General features: G+C 50.8%; 20 protein-coding genes and 1 pseudogene. 7 read left to right on the top strand and 14 right to left on the bottom strand.

Annotation, left to right across the window (positions count from 1 at the left end):
- Nucleotides 1-23 precede the first annotated feature (23 nt).
- Complete coding sequence (locus tag ACI48J_RS06035; protein ID WP_405082156.1) at nt 24-749, bottom strand: stalk domain-containing protein; 726 nt, start codon at nt 747-749, stop codon at nt 24-26.
- A 234-nt stretch (nt 750-983) separates the two neighbouring features.
- On the opposite strand from ACI48J_RS06035, the gene ACI48J_RS06030 reads away from it, so the two are divergent.
- A complete protein-coding gene (locus tag ACI48J_RS06030; RefSeq protein WP_009672290.1) occupies nt 984-1,208 on the top strand; it encodes a response regulator transcription factor in 225 nt (74 codons plus the stop codon).
- A 274-nt stretch (nt 1,209-1,482) separates the two neighbouring features.
- Here ACI48J_RS06030 and ACI48J_RS06025 read toward each other — a convergent pair whose 3' ends face one another.
- The 3 genes from ACI48J_RS06025 to ACI48J_RS06015 form a co-directional block, all read right to left on the bottom strand.
- Nucleotides 1,483-1,665 carry an HNH endonuclease gene (locus ACI48J_RS06025; protein ID WP_405083185.1) on the bottom strand — a complete coding sequence of 61 codons (183 nt, stop codon included), beginning with the start codon at nt 1,663-1,665 and terminating at the stop codon, nt 1,483-1,485.
- 194 nt (nt 1,666-1,859) lie between these two features.
- Complete coding sequence (locus ACI48J_RS06020) at nt 1,860-2,702, bottom strand: serine protease (protein WP_405082155.1); 843 nt, start codon at nt 2,700-2,702, stop codon at nt 1,860-1,862.
- A 552-nt stretch (nt 2,703-3,254) separates the two neighbouring features.
- Nucleotides 3,255-4,058 carry a hypothetical protein gene (locus tag ACI48J_RS06015; protein WP_405082154.1) on the bottom strand — a complete coding sequence of 268 codons (804 nt, stop codon included), beginning with the start codon at nt 4,056-4,058 and terminating at the stop codon, nt 3,255-3,257.
- 437 nt (nt 4,059-4,495) lie between these two features.
- On the opposite strand from ACI48J_RS06015, the pseudogene ACI48J_RS06010 reads away from it, so the two are divergent.
- Nucleotides 4,496-4,648 (top strand): annotated as a pseudogene (locus tag ACI48J_RS06010) (LuxR C-terminal-related transcriptional regulator); the annotation flags it as partial.
- A 66-nt stretch (nt 4,649-4,714) separates the two neighbouring features.
- On the top strand, nt 4,715-4,873 hold the full coding sequence (locus ACI48J_RS06005; protein WP_405082153.1) for a hypothetical protein: 159 nt from the start codon (nt 4,715-4,717) through the stop codon (nt 4,871-4,873).
- Nucleotides 4,874-5,195: 322 nt separating this feature from the next.
- On the opposite strand, the gene ACI48J_RS06000 is transcribed toward ACI48J_RS06005, so the two are convergent.
- Nucleotides 5,196-6,515: a hypothetical protein gene (locus ACI48J_RS06000; protein ID WP_405082152.1), complete on the bottom strand. Its 1,320-nt coding sequence runs from the start codon at nt 6,513-6,515 to the stop codon at nt 5,196-5,198.
- A 1,043-nt stretch (nt 6,516-7,558) separates the two neighbouring features.
- Between ACI48J_RS06000 and ACI48J_RS05995 the strand changes: the two genes are divergently transcribed.
- Nucleotides 7,559-7,915 carry a hypothetical protein gene (locus ACI48J_RS05995; protein ID WP_405082151.1) on the top strand — a complete coding sequence of 119 codons (357 nt, stop codon included), beginning with the start codon at nt 7,559-7,561 and terminating at the stop codon, nt 7,913-7,915.
- Nucleotides 7,916-8,388: 473 nt separating this feature from the next.
- Here the strand turns inward: ACI48J_RS05995 and ACI48J_RS05990 are convergent, their stop codons facing one another.
- The 7 genes from ACI48J_RS05990 to ACI48J_RS05960 form a co-directional block, all read right to left on the bottom strand.
- Complete coding sequence (locus ACI48J_RS05990) at nt 8,389-9,021, bottom strand: hypothetical protein (protein ID WP_405082150.1); 633 nt, start codon at nt 9,019-9,021, stop codon at nt 8,389-8,391.
- Nucleotides 9,022-9,123: 102 nt separating this feature from the next.
- Entirely contained in the window at nt 9,124-9,462 is a 339-nt protein-coding gene (locus ACI48J_RS05985) for a hypothetical protein (protein WP_405082149.1), read from the bottom strand.
- A 54-nt stretch (nt 9,463-9,516) separates the two neighbouring features.
- Nucleotides 9,517-9,861 (bottom strand): DUF3139 domain-containing protein, encoded by a 345-nt coding sequence (locus ACI48J_RS05980; RefSeq protein WP_405082148.1) that lies wholly within the window; start codon nt 9,859-9,861, stop codon nt 9,517-9,519.
- Between the two features lie 198 nt (nt 9,862-10,059).
- On the bottom strand, nt 10,060-10,878 hold the full coding sequence (locus ACI48J_RS05975) for a pyruvate, water dikinase regulatory protein (RefSeq protein ID WP_009675440.1): 819 nt from the start codon (nt 10,876-10,878) through the stop codon (nt 10,060-10,062).
- A gap of 20 nt (nt 10,879-10,898) precedes the next feature.
- Nucleotides 10,899-11,510 (bottom strand): helix-turn-helix transcriptional regulator, encoded by a 612-nt coding sequence (locus ACI48J_RS05970; protein ID WP_042230609.1) that lies wholly within the window; start codon nt 11,508-11,510, stop codon nt 10,899-10,901.
- A gap of 90 nt (nt 11,511-11,600) precedes the next feature.
- Nucleotides 11,601-14,291: a pyruvate, phosphate dikinase gene (ppdK, locus tag ACI48J_RS05965; protein WP_405082147.1), complete on the bottom strand. Its 2,691-nt coding sequence runs from the start codon at nt 14,289-14,291 to the stop codon at nt 11,601-11,603.
- Nucleotides 14,260-14,451: a GapA-binding peptide SR1P gene (locus ACI48J_RS05960; RefSeq protein WP_217558289.1), complete on the bottom strand. Its 192-nt coding sequence runs from the start codon at nt 14,449-14,451 to the stop codon at nt 14,260-14,262. Before ACI48J_RS05960 ends, ppdK begins: the two co-directional genes overlap by 32 nt.
- 271 nt (nt 14,452-14,722) lie before the next feature.
- Here ACI48J_RS05960 and glpX point away from each other — a divergent pair, with 271 nt between their 5' ends.
- On the top strand, nt 14,723-15,697 hold the full coding sequence (gene glpX / locus ACI48J_RS05955) for a class II fructose-bisphosphatase (RefSeq protein WP_009675444.1): 975 nt from the start codon (nt 14,723-14,725) through the stop codon (nt 15,695-15,697).
- A gap of 636 nt (nt 15,698-16,333) precedes the next feature.
- On the opposite strand, the gene ACI48J_RS05950 is transcribed toward glpX, so the two are convergent.
- Nucleotides 16,334-17,254, bottom strand: coding sequence for an S-layer homology domain-containing protein (locus tag ACI48J_RS05950; protein WP_326056562.1), 921 nt, complete (start codon nt 17,252-17,254; stop codon nt 16,334-16,336).
- Nucleotides 17,255-17,392: 138 nt separating this feature from the next.
- Nucleotides 17,393-18,397 carry a M23 family metallopeptidase gene (locus ACI48J_RS05945; protein ID WP_405082146.1) on the bottom strand — a complete coding sequence of 335 codons (1,005 nt, stop codon included), beginning with the start codon at nt 18,395-18,397 and terminating at the stop codon, nt 17,393-17,395.
- 238 nt (nt 18,398-18,635) lie between these two features.
- Between ACI48J_RS05945 and ACI48J_RS05940 the strand changes: the two genes are divergently transcribed.
- On the top strand, nt 18,636-19,394 hold the full coding sequence (locus ACI48J_RS05940) for a response regulator transcription factor (protein ID WP_405082145.1): 759 nt from the start codon (nt 18,636-18,638) through the stop codon (nt 19,392-19,394).
- The gene (locus ACI48J_RS05935) at nt 19,391-21,139 is read left to right on the top strand and encodes a sensor histidine kinase (protein ID WP_405082143.1); all 1,749 of its coding nucleotides are present in this window, start codon (nt 19,391-19,393) and stop codon (nt 21,137-21,139) included. The genes ACI48J_RS05940 and ACI48J_RS05935 overlap by 4 nt, the downstream gene beginning before the upstream one ends.
- The last annotated feature ends 102 nt before the right edge of the window (nt 21,140-21,241 follow it).

The following is a 21,241-nucleotide window of genomic DNA, read 5'->3' as shown; positions in this document are numbered from 1 at the left end:
TAACTAAATGATTTCCTGCCCGCTTATTTGCCGCTCTGAGTGAAGTAATAGTCGTGCAGATCCAGCCAATCCCGCAAATCTCCAAAGCCTTCCGCATCCAGCGTTCCGGGCTCGTAGGGATTTTCCGCGGCCTTCTTCGCGATATACACGTACCGGTCGTTCTCGCCGAGAACTTCCGCGCCCGCTGCCGTTTTCTTCACCTCGGGCCAGTCTTCTTTCTTGTACACTTCGATGCGGGCCACCACGTCGTGCAGACGGTGCAAATTCTCATCCTGAATCATATAGTGGATCAGCGTCAGCGACTGGGCCCGTTTATCCAAGCGGCCCTCTTCGATGGACGTTTTCACGTTTTCCTCCGGTATGACGCTCACCATCACATTCTCCAGCCATCTTGGAACCCGGAATCCGTATCCGTATTTCTCAAGCAGGGCCTCGTCCTCCCCGGAAAATTCCATGTAAGGCTTGTTTTTCAGAACGACCTTATTGTTCGTGCCGTCCCAAGCCACACTTAAATCAAGTCGCTGAGCAAGATCGCGGAGAGGCAGGTACGTATTGCCTTCGTACGTGATGGGGACCAAATCGTTCCCCTGCTCATCTTTTAGCGTAAACGTAGCACCGTTCAAATCCACCTTCAAATCCGGGTTTAAAAAAGCTTTGATCTCCTTCAAATTGCTCGTCGCGTAAGCCCCGGCCGTAATACCGACCAGAAGCGCCGCCGTCATTCCCGCTGCTGCCCAACTTTTCCGCATGGCTTGAATCTCCTCCCTAATACTCTACAGAACATTTTACAGCAGGGACGACCGGGATTAGTTACAAACGATTATCAAAATCGGAACGAGGGATCACCGGTATTAAAACAGCCTCGGTTCCCGCCTATTTTCCCCCCGCCATCGCACCATTGGTAAGCGCCCTTCATACACTAAGTTGACTGTATCCCTTACCCTTGTAATTACTCCAAAACCCGAGCAAGGAGGGATGACAACTTGAAGGGCAGCGACCATAAAAACAAATTCTTACTCACAAATCGTGAACGCGAAGTCTTTGAATTACTCGTACAGGACAAAACGACGAAGGATATCGCACAGCAGCTTTTTATCAGCGAGAAGACCGTGCGTAACCATATCTCGAATGTCATGCAAAAATTGAATGTAAAAGGTCGTTCACAGGCGGTAGTCGAGCTAATCAAGCTCGGGGAGCTAAAAATCTGACGCAGCCACCCTTGCCAGGGCACAGAAAACCTTCCGGTCATCCTTTTGGGGGATAACGGAAGGTCTTTTCTTGTTTGGGGGTGGTTTTTTGGGGTTAGTTTTAAACATGGTTAAGGGGGCTGTCAGGAAACCATTGAGTTTTTGTTAACATTGTTAGACTTGGAATCCTTAAAATCGTGGATCTCGTCAAAATGCTAGGATGCTTATTTGGACCGTTTTGCTTATCCAATCATCTGAGCGCCTCACAAGTCAATTCAAAGTATCGAACATCCGGTCACAACCTCTCAATGTTCGCTTTAACTTCGATCACCGTCGTCATACGCATCTTCCGTTCAAGCTTATTACCTTTTCCCTTCTCTCGATGCAGCTTGTTATGGCACGATGTACATACACTCTCTAGATTGTCCAATGACAGCCCAAGCTCCGGGTATCGTTCCAGCTCTTTGATATGATGCACAATCTCAGCAGATACAAGGCGATCGTTCTTAAAGCAGGGCTGACACAGAAAGTTATCCCGAATCAAGGCAACTTCCCTACACTTGAGCCATGCCGCAGTCTTGCAGAAAGGGTTAACCTTTTTTTGGTAATTATTCCCCCCCTTGGCATATGAAAATAAAAAGTCACTCTGATAAGTGACTTTTGTAAAATTATTCAAATGTGTCCTTGAGGAATTTTTTTTACTATCTGTTTAATAATAGGCTTGAAATCTTTTAGTTTCTCAGCTTTTATAACTAAGCCTAAGTGATTTGGCGTGGTGAATAGCACATCATTTTCCTTATCAATATATACTTTACCGGTGCCAATATTATTAAATGTCGCATAGACTATTCCTAGTAAATGAATTCGATCACCAAAATATATTTCACCTGTTGAATCAGCATAAGAAGTACTATTGTACAATAACACTGGCGATCCACTTGAACCTGGATAAATACCTGCATCTATCAAAAATATTTTTTTACCAGTGTAATCAATAGATGGATGCGTTGCTGTTATCCCTTTTCTAATTATAGGGAGGTTATTTACCTCATCCCAAATTCCATTTGGATATCCCACAGTCACTATTTCTTCAATGGCCGTAAATTTTGATAACTCTTCAGCAGCAGGAATTATTTTTTCAGGAAAGGGAATTGCCAATAAGTGCACATTCTTAGACATTGCTAAGTTCAACAAAGTTCCAATAGGTAATATACACAGGTCTACATCAGTTTCTGGGTGGTTAATCCACAATTTATCGCTTTTTGGAAGATAGAACGTTTGATGGTCGTTTAAGACTGGCTTACCATCTTTGCCTCTTATATTAAAGATTAATTCAACCCCAGAGCCTTGTTCCACCACATGCTTATTTGTAACTATAACTATTACATTAGTTTTTTTCTCGATATCGCATAAAATTTGATAAAAAAAACCTGTACCCGTCCCTATGGTTTCTCCGTTGTCATCTTTACTTACTATCCTTATAGTACTATGCATTAAACTCTCAGCAATTGACATTTTAATTTCCCCCCAATTTATTCTAATAAGGTTTTTAATTCAACATTTTGTGTCATTTCACCTTCCAAATTATTACTACCTCCCTCTCTGTCGATCCTGTAACTGCTGTTTCTCTTTTGCGTGCTTATCCCAATATCTTTCTGTAGTGAGTTCAGGACAGTATGGAGAATTGCACGGTTTTCTCGCTTTTGGTGGTATATCCTCACTCCACTTCCAAACATATCCTTTATTTCATCCTCAGACGAACATAATGCCGTCTATTTGGGTTTTCTATCTACAAACGAATATTTTTATGTCCAGCACATAAAACGCCTTAGAATCAATTTTAAAGGCATGACAAAAAGTCATGATCCGACAGGTCATGACTATGTATGTTTTATTTAATTTAATTTCTTTTCTTTTGTGTAGTTAATGTATACATCAATGCCAGTTGAATCGAGTTATTGTAGTAGATGCGGTACAATAACAATGGATGAAGTGTAGTTAATGTATGCAGAAACCCTAGTTAATGTTAGCAGAATACGTTTTGTGACTTCTCATCATTGTATAGCTTCACTTTGCAACATAATCTGCAATGGATAATTCATCTTTTAATAACTTTTTAAGGGTAGCTATTTTTTCATCAATTTCGTAAATCTTTCTTTCAATGGCGTCTTCCGTAATGTCGTAAATCTCTAAATCATAACTTTTTTTCATAATGTATAAATACATTGCGTCAAAGTACTTTATCCCCAGCCTATGAAGTTCAAAGGAGACTTTAGAAATGTCCTCTGTAAAAAATAATTCATTCGATACAAAAAAATTAAATGCGTCCCGAAGATTTTTAGTCGCTTTTTGATAAGACACTCGTTTTAATCGATATTTTATTTCATTTATATTCTTATTTCCTGTGTTCCATTCCATTAATAAATTATCAGCAACATCTTCGTTAATTTCGTTGTCAATTAAGTACCTTTTCATAATTTCTTTAGTAAACTTGCTGAAATTAGGCCAATTCCAATTTTTATATAGAGGCTTAACCTCACTATGCCATCCAACCATCATTTTATATAATTCCGGATATATTTCATGTTTTTTGGTTCTATACAGACTAAAATCATGCATCATTCTCTGATAATCAAATTTGCTATTTTCTGTCATGACAGATAGAGACTGCTTGTGATTTTCCAACTCCACGTTAAGTTCTTTCTTGTGGCTTTCTAGTTCCTTATTCAGAACCTGCTTATCTTTTTCAAGCCTTTTTTTGAAGCTATAATCAGCGAATAATTTTGCTGCGCCCGTTCCTGCTAATATAGATACAATGAATTGCCAACCATCAGTAACTATCCATGTCCATGCAATATCTAACAATTCCATACTCTTCACCCCAAGAAAACTTATACAGTTAATTTCTTGGGCCTGTGTGAATTTCCTTTATTTGATGACAAACAAAGAGCAGCTCCGATCAATTCGGGCTGCTCTCTTTATTCCTATGCTATAAATATAACACGTTTAAAGGCAAACGTCGCACGGTTATGACTTGATTTTCGAATGATTTTCAACGGGTAATTAAATGAGCAAATGAACGAAAAAACAGTCCCGAATAGCCCTGTATTTTATAACGAGAATGATTGATGCACTTGATGCAATTTTGATGCAAAAAGAGCAGAATACAGCAGACGAAACGAAATGAAGAGAAGTGAAAATAAGTGAAAGGAAAATAGGACAAACCCAGTTACAGCAAGTGTTTAAAAGTGATATGAAGTGACTAGAAGTGACTAGAAGTGAAAGTAAGTGAACAACAATATTTGCCCTTGAAGGGCAGCGACCATAAAAACAAATTCTTACTCACAAATCGTGAACGCGAAGTCTTTGAATTACTCGTACAGGACAAAACGACGAAGGATATCGCACAGCAGCTTTTTATCAGCGAGAAGACCATGCGTAACCATATATCGAATGTAGTGTGTTATGTATCACGCAAAATTGATGGTATTCTAATAAATCAGCGTATATAACGAAAAAAGGCGAGCATGTACGCCCCCCGTAGTAATTCCCTATATTTGTCCCAGTACCGAATAGACGTCGGCAACGCCGGCAACGTTAAGTTCGATACGATCAATCAAACGATTCATGACGATACGAACACGATCGAAGTCTTCGTAATCGTCAATCTCGTTAAGCTGGGTTAACGCTTGTTTGACCGCTTCGCGATAATGTCTTCTGATTTGTGTCGTTTGTGTACAATGTCCTTACATTTGTGCATTTTTCTTCGACAGAGGAGTTGGGACATATATTGTTTCCCCTATTTTCTCGAGACCGTACTCACTTTTGAAAATGGCGCCAATGCCCACGGTCCACTGCTGATGACGGTTAGCTCTTACCCATTTTCAGGTTCATTCGCAATATTCGGCTTGATATTCCCCTTATCGGGAATTGAAGCTGCGAACTAGAACACATATGAAGAGCCTCTACCCGGCTGAATTCCGGACAGAAGCTCTACATTATTCACGACTATACTTTAATATCAATACTATTCTTGGGTATCGTAAGCGCGCTCTTCTGCTGTTGACCCATATTCAGAGAAGAAATGAAGCTGTTCCAGTCCTCTAGATTCGCATCTCGTACCTGGTTTGCAAATTCAAGCTTGGCCTTTGGACCTACATCCCCTTGCATACTCGGTGCTGATATGAGGCTGTGATGCAGACTATTGGAGGCGTTCATCAGGCCACTGAGAAGATCTTCCGGCTTCTGATTCAATAATCCCTTCATGCTCTCCCACATGATCGTTCCTACAGACTTCTTGGCATTAAGGTCTTGTAGATGGGCGCTGTACTTTCGCTTTATTTCCAATGACATTTCTTGATGTGAAGCAAATTGTTTGCGGAAGGAAGGCGTTGAGATAAGAGAGAGTTTATAGTCGTCATATTCTGCGATTCCCATCTTGGTACTCATTGCCTTATCTATGGACTGCGTGAGCTGCTCCTTAATCGCTGACGACATAGGCGATTGTTGCAAATAAAGATCCAGCTTGAGACGTGCGGTCCCTAAATTGTTAGCCATCCATTCCGTATCAAAAGTAAACGTGTTCATAGCTTTAGCTGTTGTGTGTACCAGTGCATCGAATACTCCTGCTACGTCACGGTAACTAATATCTTGAAAAGAGGTAGATTCTCCTACAGAGGCTTTACTTGCCTCCTCCTTCAGTAAATCCCGAAAGTCTGTAATCCCCTTGCCGCCTTGTTCCATGATCTGCTGCCACTGGTCCCCCTGCTCCTCCTGTAACTTGCCCAGAAGCCGGGACTGTTCCTGTAGCATATTCTTAATACGATCGGTCAACTCATCCTTGTCGAAGATCGGCTTATAGGTGGAGAGGAACTCTCCTTGTGTCTCTTTGCTACCTCCAAAAATAGAATCATTTTCAAAATTCAAATATTGAGACAAAGTGCTCGCTGTTGTCTGCGCGATATCCTCTATTTTGAGTTGAACTTGCTTATCGTATTGCTCAAGATGCTGACTCAATTCGTCTCCTGTGTAACGCTGAAGCAGTAGATCACGCTCATATGCGCTTTTTACCAGAAACCCGCTTACATCATCCAGAAAATTCTTTGAGTAGTCCGTACCTTGAACTGATGTAAATTCCCTTCCAACAATCCACTGGCCTCCCAATGCACGAAGCTCTTGTTGTCCTTTATCAATCACACTCGGGGTGTACATCTCTACTGCATCAGAAGCATTGTTACTTGCAGGGACAAGCACTTTAGTAGCAAGCTGGTTATTCTTTGCTACTATAGTGCTTGGAGTTGATGATGCGTAAATACCATTCGTTTGCATCGCGGACCTCTCTCTTCATTGAAGTATATGTTATTTGTAATATATCGGCGTAATAAGTAAATAGTTAACTCCGATTCCATAAAAAATTCATTAAGTTTCGTTGCAGTCCTACATAAAGTCATTCAAAATGTTCTTCATATTAGCGGGGGGCAGTCTGGTAATATTGGTTAATTCCTCCCCGGTACGCTGTAAAGCGCATTGTTAAGTAGTTGACTTATTTTCTCGTCGTCTAGCCCGAATGCGGTACGAATACGCCTTTCGACGCTATTCGAAATCGGCTTCGCATTAGTTTCGATCTTTGCAAGTAGTGCGCGTGAAATCCCGACGATTTTAGCAAGTTGTACTTGGTTCATTTGCGTGTTCGCCCGGATAAGGCGGACTGTATCACTGTTCAATTGCATTCATTATGTCACCTCGCGTTATACAATTTGTGACGCTACGGGTAAATAAAAAGACGAACCCCGAACCCGTAGGAGTACACGTCTTGTCATATATACAGTTATACTAATTGTGACTTTAACAAGAAGTCGAAGTATTATTTTTAACCCCGAATGCTGCTTCGAACATTTCGTCTGATAGCGAATAAGTCACCGTTCGGCTATTCTGAGTTTCTTCAATATCCGCCTTTTCTTTTGCGGTTAATGGGCGTTCGGATTTACGTCTACGTTCTCGGTCTGCATCGCGGAAATCCTTTTCCCATTCCTCACCCCAATTAAAGGATTTATGCTCGACGTCTTCCTTAACGACCTGGGGTAAGTGTATATTGTTGTCGTTGGCATTTTCCGAAGGAATAGATAGATTAAGAAAGCTTGTCCTTTCTTTCTTCTTTTATTGGTTAAAACCTTCCGTCCATCCTTTGGGGGATAACGGAAGGTCTTTTCTTGTTTGGGGGTGGTTTTTGTATAACGCTCAAAAAAACATGAAAATCGTAACTTTCTGCTGTTAAAGGAGTATCGTTTGTAAGAGTCTTCTTATCGGAGTTCTTTTTAGTTGCATATCCACCAGCATTAAAAATAGTGACAAAATCAAGAAGGCGGTAGACTATGAGAAAAATGTTTATATCAGCTTTACTTTTGGTTATTTTGTGTGTTGGTTACCTTTTTTGGTCAGGAACAGCTCAATACACGATTTCACCAGAAGGGTATCCCGTCCCACGTAACGCCGTTCTCAAAAAAACCATTCCGGATTCAGCAGGCACCATACACGTTTATACAGCTCCGGGCATTCATCAGACAGATGGCTTGAAAAACAGCTATAAGAGACAAATTGAAAAACATGGCTGGACTTATGCAGGGGATCTAAGTATGGGCGCAACTTACATGTTTAAGAAATCAGACGGAACCTTATTGAATGTTTCTATTTACGAAGGCGAGTTCTCCATTTGTCAACTACAAAAGTGACCGGATGATAGATTCCCTGAATTTATTCCGTCACCCTCCATTAACCTTTAAATTGCTTATTCTTTTTATTTTTTGAAATATATTTGCTTATCTTTTCAACGATCCAGCCTACAACGTAACAGATAACTAGGCAAATCACGAAAAAATAAAGGCTAACAGGTCTTTCGACGTAAGAGGCGGCTATTGTTATGAGGATGGCGATGAGCACACTATATATTATGTCTTTCATACAAGAACACCTCCTGGTGATTATCGAATTAATCAGCCCATCCTCCGTTGTTTATTTCTTATTTGCGCTTTGACTCAAACGGTCCATTCTTTTCTTTTTGTTTTTCGAAATTAAATCCATCCCGGCCACCAAAATCAGTATAAAGACAGAATGGATGAAAGGTTTAAGGAAACTGGAATCGTCATAAATAAAGTAAGCTACTATAAAGTTAAGGATAAAAGTAATAAAATAGGTCAAAAGTTAATCAACTCTCCTTCTCAGAACCCAGGGTCCTCATCTTAGCCACTAAAGCTTCCGCCTCTTTTTGCAGTTCCTCTACCGTGATCTTCCCGATGTCATAATCCCTGTAAGCCTCATCTCCGTGATGCAAATGCTCGACCCAGGCATCTAACAAAGCACGATAGGTTTCATCCAGATGACGGAGATTACCTGTGGGCCCCACATAACCTTTTCCAGCTATAAAAGTCTCGAATCTTACAGCGTAACCGCGTAAATTGCTGCATTCCGGTAGTGAATGTACAATTCCGTCGTAATCGACAACCAGAACATGGTTAACTTCGTCATTGCCATTTTCCAGAACGTTCGCGACTCCCTCTTTCGTGAAGAAAATATTTTGGGGAAGTGATGTACGATGCTGCCTGATGTTGAAAGCGGGTGATCCAAACGAATAGGTTTCAGACTCGTTATAAATTTTTTCATCATCCACGTAAACCACGGGGTTGTTTTTCATCCATTGTTCGGCAAGATCGTAATCCTCAAACACCGCATCTCCCTCTTGTATGTTCAAGTTTTGATTGACCTCTCTAAATGTGCCGTTCTTTTGAAGACGATGGGTGTACACATATACTTTTCTAATGTCTATAGTAAACACGACCATGACAGATGAGTTCATCTCCTCCCTATTAGCTTTTCTTCGGACAAGCATGCGCGCTCTTGCTCCCGGTAATGCCGTGCCGCTTTGATAATTCCGGTTGATTTGTTATTTTATCAAGTTCGGGTTTTCATCATGTTTGTACTTAGGCAGATTTCCATATTGATCCCGGGCTCCTCCGAGTTGAATCCACTTGTCCCCGATATGGGTATACACATAGGTTACGTTGGGCTCATTTTTAAATTTAACGTAAACGGGGTATGCAGGAAGTTTACTATGCTCCCCCTCTAAACTTAAAATCTCCTCATCGGCATATTTCCTGGACTCAATGAGGTACTTTCTTAGCTCTTTTTCATAGTTGCTGATGTTCATTCGAATGTCTATAAAATACCAGGCCGGCAGAATTGCTACTACCCCCAGAAAATAATAAAGTCTTCTATTTTTCACGGAAGGTCCCTCCTCTTTTTACAATAATCATAAGCAAGCGAAGGTTTAAAACGATCATAACGTCTCTTTTTCGGTATGTTTGTGAAGAATCAGGTTTCCGCGAGCATCCCTGGTGGGAGGAGCTTGAATGTACTTATCGTCCCTGTATATGTAGAGATACGTGATATCGGGTTCGTCCGCGAATTTTACATAGATCGGATATCTCGGACTCTTGCTGATTTTTGCCTCAATGCTGAGGATTTCCTCCTCTTGGTAGTGTTTCGTTTCGGTTAAATAAGCCAGAATTCCATTTTCGAGTTTATAAAGGGTGTACCGGGAATAAGCAAAGGGGGAAAGCGCAAGCAGCAGGATAACGGTCCCGATGATCAGAGAGGACTTTTTGATTCGGACAAAAGGCATGAATTCCGCTCCTTTTTTGCCCAATAGGGCCAGGTCAAGATAATTTCATGCTAATGGCACAACTAAGTATTGTCAAATATTGGATTAACCCATTGCATTAACCCATCTACTGCTTGCATTTAATGAAAATACAGCACAAAAAAAGCCCCCCCGGTCCATAACCGGGGAGCTTCACCCAACCGCTCAAGCGGTGGTTTGTTACGCCTGCAAAAACTCAATGATCAGACCCGCCGTCTCCTCGATGGCTTTGTCCGTCACGTCAATGACCGGGCAGCGGAGCCGCTTCGCAATACTGCTGGCATGCTCCAGCTCCTCGTTGATCCGGTTCATGGTGGCATACTGGGAGCCGAACGGCAGGCCCAGCGTCTTCAGCCGCTCGATCCGGATCTTGAACAGCTTCTCCGCGTTCATGGTGAGGGCCACGATGCGGCTGCCGGGGAACTCGAACAGCTCCTTCGGAAGCTTCACTTCGGGCACGAGCGGAAAGTTCGCGACTTTGTAGCCCTTGTGCGCCAGGAAGATACTCAGCGGCGTCTTCGAGGTCCGGGACACGCCGATGAGTACGATGTCGGCTTTCATCATCGAGGTCGTATCGCGCCCGTCGTCGCATTTGACGGCGAATTCAATGGCTTCGACCCGCCGGAAATAGGCGTCGTCGAGCTCGTGCATGAGGCCGGGCTTGCGGCTCGGCGCCCCGTCGAACGTGTCGATGTACGCCTGCATCATGGGCCCCATGATGTCGATGGCACGGACGCCCAGGCGGATCGCCTCTTCTTTCATCATTTCCCGCAGTTCAGGCTGGACGAGCGTATAAGCGACGAAGCCGCCTTCGCGATGCACTTCCTCCATAATCTCGCGGATTTCATCTTCATGCTTGATATGTCCGATGCGCCGCATCTTGACATTGTGGCCGTTAAATTGGCGGATTGTGGCGCGTACGACCGTCTCCGCCGTCTCTCCGACAGAATCGGAGCAGATTGTGATCGTTTGTTGCGCCTCATGTGCATCCTGGACCATCCGGTATGTGTTCCCCTTCCTTACCACTTCCTGGCTGCGTCGAGCAGCACTTTGGTCATTGTTGTTTTGGAGATGCGCCCTACCACTTCCAGAGACGGCGTATCGCTGCCGTTCTCATGCGGCACGACCACAGGCAGCATATCGACCTGGTTCTCCGCCATTTTACGGGCGGCTTCGATGACGTCGTCATCGGGAGTCACCGTAACGAGCTGCGGCTTGCGCGTCATGACCAGCGAAACCGGCATGGAGGCGGCCGCAGGGTTGCCCAGTGTCACTTTCAACAGGTCTTTCGGCGAAATGACGCCGAGCAGCATGCCCTCTTCATCCGCTACGACCAGACCGCCCACGTTATCTACAAAAAGGGCGACGACGGCGTCGCCCACGGTAGCGGTTTTGCGTACGATGACAGGCATGGACTGCACCTGTTTGACTTTCAGTTTCAGCCCGCCCGCCTGTTCTTCGCGAAACGACTGGTTCGGAAAATAACCGACCTTCGGCTTCGCGTTGATATGGCCGAGCATCACCAGAAGAGACAGATCCGAGCGGATGGTCGGACGGCTTACGCCAAGCTGTTCGGCAATCTGCTCCCCGGTTATGGGCGCTTGCTTATGAATGAGTTCCAGAATTTCCATCTGGCGCTGAGACAGCTGTATGACTCTCACTCCTCACGGGCGGATTCCCGCAGGTGAATCGGGTATATCTCCATGATATATAAAATGCGGTCAGGATACAATCTTTTGCTGCCCGGCGGCGGCTTCTTCCGCGGCGATCTCGATTTCGGCCTGCGCGGCCGCTATACGGGCGAGCGGCACGCGGTAAGGGGAGCAGGATACGTAATCGAGACCGGTTTCCCGGCAGAACCGGATCGACTTCGGATCGCCGCCGTGCTCGCCGCAGACGCCGGTTTTGAGCTTCGGCTTCGCGGCGCGCGCACGGGTAACGGCCAGTTCGATCAGCTGGCCGACGCCGTCGCGGTCCAGCACCTGGAACGGATTGTCCGGCAGCAGCTTGCTTTCGACGTAATGCGTGAGGAATTTGCCCTCCGCGTCGTCGCGGCTGTATCCGAACGTCATCTGCGTCAGATCGTTCGTGCCGAACGAGAAGAAATCGGCGTGCTGCACAATCTGCGGTGCGGTCAGCGCGGCGCGCGGCACCTCGATCATCGTGCCGACGCGGTAATTGACCTGGGCGCGCAGGTCGCCGAGCATGCGGTCCGCAACCTCGTCGACCAGCCCGCGCATAATGCGCAGCTCGTTGGCGTGACCCACGAGCGGGATCATAATTTCCGGCGACACGTCCACGCCGTCTTCCAGGCAGGCCAGGGCCGCCCCGAAAATCGCTTCGATCTGCATGCTGTAAATTTCGGGGAACAGAATGCCCAGCCGGCAGCCCCGCTGCCCCAGCATCGGGTTCACTTCGTGCAGACCGCGGACTTTACGGATCAGGAACTCCAGCTTCTGCAGCTCGGCATCCGGACCGGAAGCGCCGTCACGGGCGGCCGTCAATTGCGCATGGCGGGCCACAAGCTCCTCCAGGTTCGGGAGGAACTCGTGCAGAGGAGGGTCCAGCAGCCGGATCGTCACCGGCAGGCCGGCCATCGCGCGGAAGATGGCGTCGAAATCGCCCTGCTGCATCGGCAGCAGCTTCTCCAGCGCGGCTCCGCGGGCCGCATCCGAGTCGGCCAGAATCATCTCCTGGACGATCGGCAGCCGCTGCGGCGACAGGAACATGTGCTCCGTGCGGCACAGGCCGACGCCTTCCGCTCCGAAGCTGCGCGCTTTCGCCGCGTCTTCGGGATTGTCCGCGTTGGCGTACACCTTCATCTGCCGCACGTCGTCCGCCCACTCCAGCATCAGCTGAAGCTCGGCGGACATATCCGCTTCCTTGAGCGGCACTTCGCCGATCATGACGCGCCCGGTGGCGCCGTCGATCGTGAGCCAGTCGCCTTCGCCGATCGCCACTCCGCCGATGAAGGCCTGCTTCTCCTCGCTGTCGATGGCCAGCAGCTCGCAGCCGCATACGCACGGCTTGCCCATGCCGCGCGCCACGACCGCCGCATGGCTCGTCATGCCGCCGCGGGACGTCAGCACGCCTCGCGCGGCGAGTACGCCGTGGATGTCTTCCGGCGTCGTTTCCGTCCGGACGAGAATGACGGCTTTGCCCGCACGGGCCCAGGCGTCGGCTTCGTCCGCCGTGAACACGGCCTGTCCGCAGGCCGCCCCCGGCGATGCCGGAAGGCCCGTCGCCAGCGCGGCCGGAGCTTCGCTTTCATCCAGACTCGGATGAAGCAGCTGATCCAGGTGCGAAGGCTCTACGCGGAGCAGCGCCTCTTCCTTCGTCAGGATGCCCGCCTGGACGAGCTCCACGGCGATTCTCATGGCCGCTTGAGCCGTTCTTTTGCCGTTGCGCGTCTGGAGCATGTAAAGCGTCCCGTTTTCAACGGTGAATTCGATGTCCTGCATATCCCGGTAATGCCGCTCCAGCAGCTCCGCCATTCCTACAAGCTTCTCGTAAACGGCGGGCATGTCCCCCGCCAGCTTGGAGATCGGCTGCGGCGTGCGTACGCCCGCGACGACGTCTTCCCCCTGCGCATTCGTCAAATATTCACCGAACAGGACTCTCTCTCCCGTGCTCGGATTGCGTGTAAATACAACGCCGGTGCCGCTTTCTTCGTTAAGATTGCCGAACACCATCGCCTGGATGTTGACGGCGGTCCCCTGTTCGTCCGGGATTCCGTTCAACCGGCGGTAAATTTGCGCGCGCTGGTTGTTCCAGGAGCGGAAAACCGCTTCGACGGCCAGCCGGAGCTGCTCGTAAACGTCCTGTGGAAACGGGACGCCCGCTCTTTTCAGAATTAGAGCTTTATACGTGCCGATCAGCTCCTGCCAGTCCTCCGCCCGGATATCCTGGTCGGATTCCGTCCCGGCGGCCTGTTTCAGCGCGTGAAGTTTTTTCTCGAACCAGGCTCCCTCGATTCCGAAAACGACGCTGCCGAACATCTGGATCAGGCGGCGGTAGCAGTCATAGGCGAAACGGGGGTTTTGGGTGGCGGCGGCCAAGCCTTCCACCGTGTCGTCGTTAAGGCCAAGGTTTAGTATCGTATCCATCATGCCCGGCATGGACGTGACCGAACCCGAACGGACCGAGACGAGGAGCGGCGAAGCCGCGTCCCCGAAACGCTGTCCTTTGCGCTGTTCAAGCTCCGCCATCGCTTCGCGCACTTCCGCGAGCAGACCGTCCGGCAGCCGGCTTTCTATATAATAAGCTCTGCAAGCTTCCGTAGTCAGAGTGAACCCCGGGGGAACGGCAAGCCCCGCCCGGGTCATTTCGGCTAAATTGGCGCCCTTGCCGCCAAGAAGTCCCGCTAGTGATTGATTTCCCTCATAAAAGTGCATCAGCCATTGTTTGCTCATTGTGTCCCACTCCCTCTTTGTCTACGGCCGCCCGGCAGGCGCCATCTTTACATTGCGTGTAATACAGCGTGACTTTCTCCGTATCCAATTCCCCGACGATCTCGTTGCACCATTTGCAGAGCAGAGTTCCCAGCATGACGTCCGATTTCGCCTTGCTCATTGTTTTCATCGCTCCTCTGTGATTGGTTGTTGGTTCTTAATGAAGATATATGACGTCATAATCCCGTTCATGATGAAATCCCTTTCAATCTTTTTAAAAAAGAGGAAAGTTCGTCCCATCATGAGCATAACATGCAGCATTTGGGCTGCACATTTCGAAATAATCCTCAAACAAGGATTGATTTCACTTATTTTATATCATATATTAGTATTTAGTACAACACATAAATTCAAATATGAGTCATATTAAACATGTGGAGGGAAAACAGAAGATGCAGAGAGAACTGTCTTTGGAAATCGTACGTGTTACGGAAGCCGCCGCTCTTGCGGCCGCCCGCTGGATGGGACGCGGGGATAAAAACGAAGCGGACGGCGCCGCAACCGCCGCTATGAGGGAGTCCTTCCGTTCCGTTTCCATGAAAGGAACCGTCGTGATCGGCGAAGGCGAGATGGACGAGGCGCCCATGCTCTATATCGGTGAGAGCGTAGGCAGCGGGGACGGACCGGAAGTCGACATTGCCGTAGACCCCGTCGAAGGCACGGAGCTCGTTTCCAAGGCGCTCAACAACGCCCTCGCGGTTATCGCGGCCGCAGATAAAGGCAAACTCCTGCACGCGCCCGACATGTATATGGAGAAGCTGGCCGTCGGACCCGCGCTCTGCGGAAAGCTGAGTCTGGACGAGCCGCTGGAGAAGACGCTGCGATCGGCGGCCCGCCTGCTCGACAAGAACATCGCCGATCTGACGGTGTCGATTCTCGACCGCGAGCGCCATGCGGAGCACATCGCCGTTCTGCGCCGGGTCGGCGTCCGGCTCAAGCTGCTCAGCGACGGCGATGTGGCCGGGGCGATGGCGCCGGCGTTCCCGGAATCCGGCGTCGATCTCTACATCGGCTCCGGCGGCGCGCCGGAAGGCGTGCTGGCCGCGGCCGCGCTGCACTGTCTGGGCGGCGAGCTGCAGGGCCGCCTCATGCCCTCCGGCGAAGAAGACGCGGCGCGCTGCCGCGCGATGGGCATCGACGATCCGGCGAAGCTGCTGCGCCTGCCGGATATGATCGGCGACGACGATGTCATCTTCGCCGCAACGGGCATTACGCCGGGCGATTTCCTGGGCGGCGTGCGCTTTCTCTCCGCCGAGCGGGCCGAGACGCACTCCATCGTCATGCGCGCGAAAACGCGGACGATCCGGTATGTCCGCTCGATTCACCATCTGCCGAGCAAGCCGGTGGCGGTGGCAGTGGTGGGCTAGGGGTAAACGGGTTACGGTTTCGGGTTTCGGGTTTCGGGTTTCGGGTTTCGGGTTTCGGGTTTCGGGTTTCGGGTTTCGGGTTTCGGGTTTCGGGGTTGCAAAGCTTGCAGGGTTGCACTTTCGCTCCCGGCTGACGCAAGCCTCTTCATATGAGGATACCCGGCAGCGGTACCGGATGCGAAACAACGATACGGGAAGCTTGGCGATCACTCTCTCCGATTCCCGGCGGCCGGTGCAATCCCTCTACTCCTGGCAGGGCAGGAGTGCCCCTTCCTTGCAGCGATAAACATCAAAAAAGGACGCGATCTGATGATCCGCGTCCTTTTTGATATGTCCGGCTGCTGCCGTTGAACAAAATCGGCCGTTTTTCTTGTTCGACCCGGGTGAAAACGAAATCAAACCCCGTTTCTCTTCCGTCATAGAACCGCCGCAGCTTCCGCCCAAGCGGCCTTTCTATAATCGCCTATTGCCCGCCGCTGGCCCCGAGCTGCTTATAAAACGCCGAACACCTCCTTGAAATCGCGGAATCCGATTTCAAGGAGGTGTTCGGGATGCCGGGCATCGCCCTAAGTCCGAGACAGCGGAGGAGCTTCACTCCCCTTCTGCCGGACCTCCGGGACTTTATACCGCGGCCGTTTACTTCGACGGCTTAGCCGTTACCTTATAACCGGCTTTGACCGTGACGGAAGCTTTCGCTTCGGTCATGACGGCCGGATACATTTTGTCCGGGTCGGGCTTGCGCAGCGTGTAGTAGGCTACGGCCTCCGAATCCGACACGTAGTCGACCCGGTCAATGGTAATGCTGTAGCCCGGGTTAGGCTGAAGACCGCGGGAAAGGGTTACCTTGTTAAGCTCATCGCTCTGTTTCTCCACGATGACCTTAACGCCTTCTTCCTCGGAAGGAGCTGTCGCAGGCTCCTCCGCTTTGCTGTGCTTGGCAACGAATTCCATCGCGTTATAAGCCATTACAGCCGCTTCCGCGCGGGTAACGGGCTTCTTCGGATTGAATTTCGACGCATCGTCCAGCTTGGCTATCTTGGTCAGGAGCAGAACCTGAATCGCGTTCATGCTGCCCGGCGTTACTTCCGCCTGATCCGCGATGTTCACGAACATGTTCGCAACCGGATAAGGACCTGTTTTCTCCACCGCGGCATGAAGCCATTCGGCGAACTGCTCCCGTGTCAGCGTCTGCTGGGGATCGATATCCCGGCCGATCGGAAGACTGTTCATAGCGGCAATGATGAACGATTCGGAATACCAGACGTCATCCTTGGCTTTCGTGAAGCTGTCGCTCGCTTTGGGCGCGCGGACGAAACGGATTTTTCCCAGATTCAAATCAAGTGCTTTAACGATCAATTGTACGCCCTGAGCCGCCGTCATCGATGTATTCGGTGCAAATCGGTCGCCGTCCATTCCTTCAACGATTCCTTTCTCTTGCAGAGATTGAATGGCCGCCTCATCGGGACTGCCCTTCAAATCGGAAAACGCGAAGGCCGAGGAACCGAGCGAGAAAACGAGCAACGAGGCCAACAGGACGATATTCGTCATTTTTTTCATAATGTTCACCTCCACTCTTTCTGACGAGCCGTTCATGCGATATGTTGCATCTCTTTTACCTATTTTAACCGATTCCATAAATTCCTTCTATAGATAAAAGAGCGGCTTTCGACAAAAGGAATGGAGGACATCCGGCTCTTAGCGGACTCCCTTTATAACGTCGCCCTGCTTGGGCGCGGCTCCCCCCTCGAAACGGATGCGGACCGACTTCGACCCGGACAAATCCGCTCCGTCCGCAACGTGAAAATGGATGTGGGGCTCGCTCGTATTGCCCGAGTTCCCGACACGCCCGAGCAGCTGGCCCCGTTCGATTTTGTCCCCGGGTTTTACCGTGATCGTGCCTTTTTTGAAATGGGCCAGAAAGCTGTACTCTCCGTTCCCGTGATCGATGACCACGTGATTGCCGGCGGGATTGTTCTCGTCGGTCCTGCCGATTTCGTTATCCGGTTTGCCGTTCTCCACCGCCTTCACGATTCCGGGAGCCGGAGCCGTCACTTCCTGGTTGTACGCGTAATAACTCTCCAGCTTGCCCGGATCGCCCGTATAGCTGGAAGTTCCCTTGATTTGCACAAGGTCGTAGGCATACCGCTGGGATTCATGCTCGTAATGATAATTCAGAAGCACGTTCGTTCCGCCCCAGAACACGGTCCACTCCCCCCGGAAAGGAAGAGAAAATTCCGTGCGGCTGAATGCTTCGTCCGAAGCGGGATACGTCTTGAGAGGCACGAATTGAAGCCCCCGGATGATCCCCTTGCCGTCGACAGCGGCCGTCAGCCCTTTTTGCCCGGACTCGTCCGTCCATACGTAACGATCCCCCTCCCCGAGAGGCAATTTGCTCTGCAGCTTATACGCGCGGACGTCTTTATTGAAGTCCCCGGCCAGTTCGCTTAACTGCTCCAGACTGACCTCTTTCTTGAATTCAGGGCTGAAGCGGCTGTAAATTTCTTTGATCTTCCCCTGCAAAAATAGGGCCGCAAGGTTCCCCGGCTCAAACTTCGCCTCTGTCTCCGAATCCGGCGAAGCCGCCGGGGGTGCAGGCGAAACGGCCGAGGACGGCTCCGCCTCCGTCCTGCCGCAGCCGGCAAGTCCCGGAAGCAGCAGCAGTACGGCTGCCATCCCCCAGATCGTCGTTGTTCGTCTCATTTCTCCCTCTCCTTTACGATTTCTTGAAGAACGCGGAGCCTCTGTCTTGTCTGTCTGCTCCGGCACGTTTAGCGTACAATACGGACATTACCTCAGCCGAAATGCCGCATTACCGGAAGCTTATTTTCAAAGCCTTCCTCTTCCTCTTTCGTTAAGGTTCCGTTAAGGTGTTGTTTCAGACGGGTTCACCCGGTCGTGATATGATGGGAACAAGAATGGAATAAAGGAGCGGTTTTGTATGAAAGAAGCCCGGCTGTTGATCGTCGACGACGAACCGGCTCTCTTGCATATGCTGGAGAAAGTTCTTGCCAAAGAAGGTTTTACGAGGATTGATACCGCCTCAACCGCCGAGGAGGCTCTGGAGTCCTGCAAGCGGCAGACTTATGATCTGATTGTTCTGGATGTCATGCTCCCCGGAAAAAGCGGTTTCGATATTTGCCCGCTGCTGCGGGCCGAAACGGATGCGCCGATTCTTTTTCTGACCGCCAGGGGCTCGGATCTCGATAAATTGACCGGCTTCGCCCTGGGGGGAGACGATTATGTGACGAAGCCGTTCAACCCTCTGGAAGTAGCGGCCCGCATCAAAGCCCGCTTGAGACGGAATGTCCGATCCGCGCCGGAAGCCGGGGGTCCGAGAGCCGCTTATTCGTCGGCGGAAGAAGCTCCCGAACACTACGACTACGGACGTTTCCAGGTTCACGTGCAGGCCGGGGAACTCCGGGTGCAGGATCAAAGCCTGGCGTGTCCGGCGCTCGTGTTTCAGCTGCTTGTATTTCTGTGCCGCCATCCGAACCGGATTTTCAGCAAGCAGCAGCTGTATGAGCAGGTATGGGGAACGGACAGCTACGGGGACGACAATACCGTGATGGTGCATATTCACCGCATACGCGAACGAATCGAGGAAAATCCCGGCGATCCCCGCTTTCTCGTGACTGTGCGCGGACTCGGCTACAAGCTTGTACGCCCGGCGGCCCCGCGGGAGGTACGCGTACCGTGACGGTCCGAAAACGGCTGATTCTCCGTTTTGTCATCCAGCTTGTGACCGTGAGCGGTTTTATTCTGCTGCTGATCGGCGGAGCCGTCGCCTATATGCTCACCGGCATGGCGAAACTCGAAATGAACCGTGATTTCAGCAAAGCCGGCATGTCCATGCTCGTCCAAACGGTCCGGACAGAGAACGGGAAGCTGGTCTTCGACGAGGCTTTGCTGGACAAAGCGCTCCGGTCCGGAGGCTGGCTGCAGGCGGTGGACGAAACCGGGGCGGTTATCCAATCCTACGGGACGCCTGCCGACGTTCCGGCACAGTACGAGCCCGGGCAATTTATCGATTACTGGATGGGAAATAAGCCGTTCCCCTATTCTCTTTTTCTCTGGATCGAAGAAAAAGACGGCCGGACCTATACGCTGCTCTACGGAAAGCGGAGCGCCGAAAACGTGCTGCTGGACGAGATTCTCGCCGCGGGACCGCCCGGGGACAAGCAGCCGGAGATACCCGCTTCCATCCGGGAGCGGCTGGACCGGTCCGGCGCCGTTCTCCAGCTTCTCGACCGCAGCGGCAGGGAGCTCGCTTCGTACAACCGGCCGGATTCGATCCCCGCGGTCTATACGCTGCAGGATCTGGCGCTCCGCCGCCAATACAGCGAGCGTTACGGGTTCGCCTCCGCTTCGCGCAGCCTGGAGGACGGCCGCACCTGGATCGTCCATGCCCCCGCGCGCAGCGCGGAGCAGAGCGTCTTCCCGGCTACGGAAGCGCAGGTCGTGCTCACGGCATTCGTCGGCCTGGCCGCCGGGCTGCTTGTGCTGCTCGTCGGAGCGGCGTTCTGGTACGGTCACCGCTTCGGCACGCCGATCGTGCATATCCTCGCTTGGCTGCACCGGCTCAGCCGGGGTGAATATACGGAGCCCGGCGTGGCGAAAAGGAGATCGGGCAGCCGGCGCAGGGACGGGCGCCTGAAGCGGCGCTACCGCCTTTACGGCGATGTGATGCAGTCAATGGAGCATCTGTCCGGCGCGTTAAGCTCCGCCGAGGAAGCCCGCGAGCGTCTGGAGCGGACGCGGGACGAGTGGATCTCCGGCATCTCGCACGATTTAAAGACACCTCTGGCTTCCATCAAGGGGTATGCCCATATGCTTGAAGCGCCCCACTACACGTGGACGGAACCGGAAATTCGGGAATTTGCGGCTATCATCAAAGATAAGGCGGATTTTATGGATGAGCTGATCGGCGATCTCAGTCTGACTTTCCGTCTCAGCAACGGCGAGAGGCCCCAGGCCGCGGAACAAACCGAGCTCAACGAATTCGTTCGCCGCTGTATTCTGGGAGTGGTGAACGATGCGGAGTTCGCCCACGCCAACGTGTCGTTCGAGCCGGAAAAAGAAGCGCTTGTCCGTTCCGTTGACCGGCAGGCGCTCCGCCGCATCCTCGACAACCTCGTTGCCAATGCCGTCCGCCATAACCCTCCGTCCACGCAGATCCGGGTCATCCTTCGGGAAGCGCCGGAGGGAGACGCTTCCTCGCCAGCAGGGTTCACCCTTCGAGTCGAAGATAATGGAGTCGGCATGGATAAGCAGACCCTGGGTAAGCTGTTCGACCGCTATTACCGCGGGACGAACACGGAAGGCACCACGCGTGGGACCGGCCTCGGCATGGCGATCGCCAGGCAGCTGGCTTTGCGGCTCGGCGGCTCCATTGCGGCGGAAAGCGAGCCGGGACGAGGGACGGCCGTAACGGTGACGCTGTAGGAGCCGCTGCTGCGGCTGAGCGGCGCGCGGGTGTCACCCGCCTGCCGCACGCCAGCCGGCGGGAGCTGCGCGTCAGGCTCCGCGGGGCAGCGGCGCAGCCGG

Origin of the sequence: Paenibacillus chitinolyticus (assembly GCF_045038035.1) — a bacterium.
Taxonomy (GTDB): domain Bacteria; phylum Bacillota; class Bacilli; order Paenibacillales; family NBRC-103111; genus Paenibacillus_F; species Paenibacillus_F chitinolyticus_A.
Note: the sequence above shows the minus strand (reverse complement) of the source record. Positions and strands in the feature narration are given on the sequence as shown.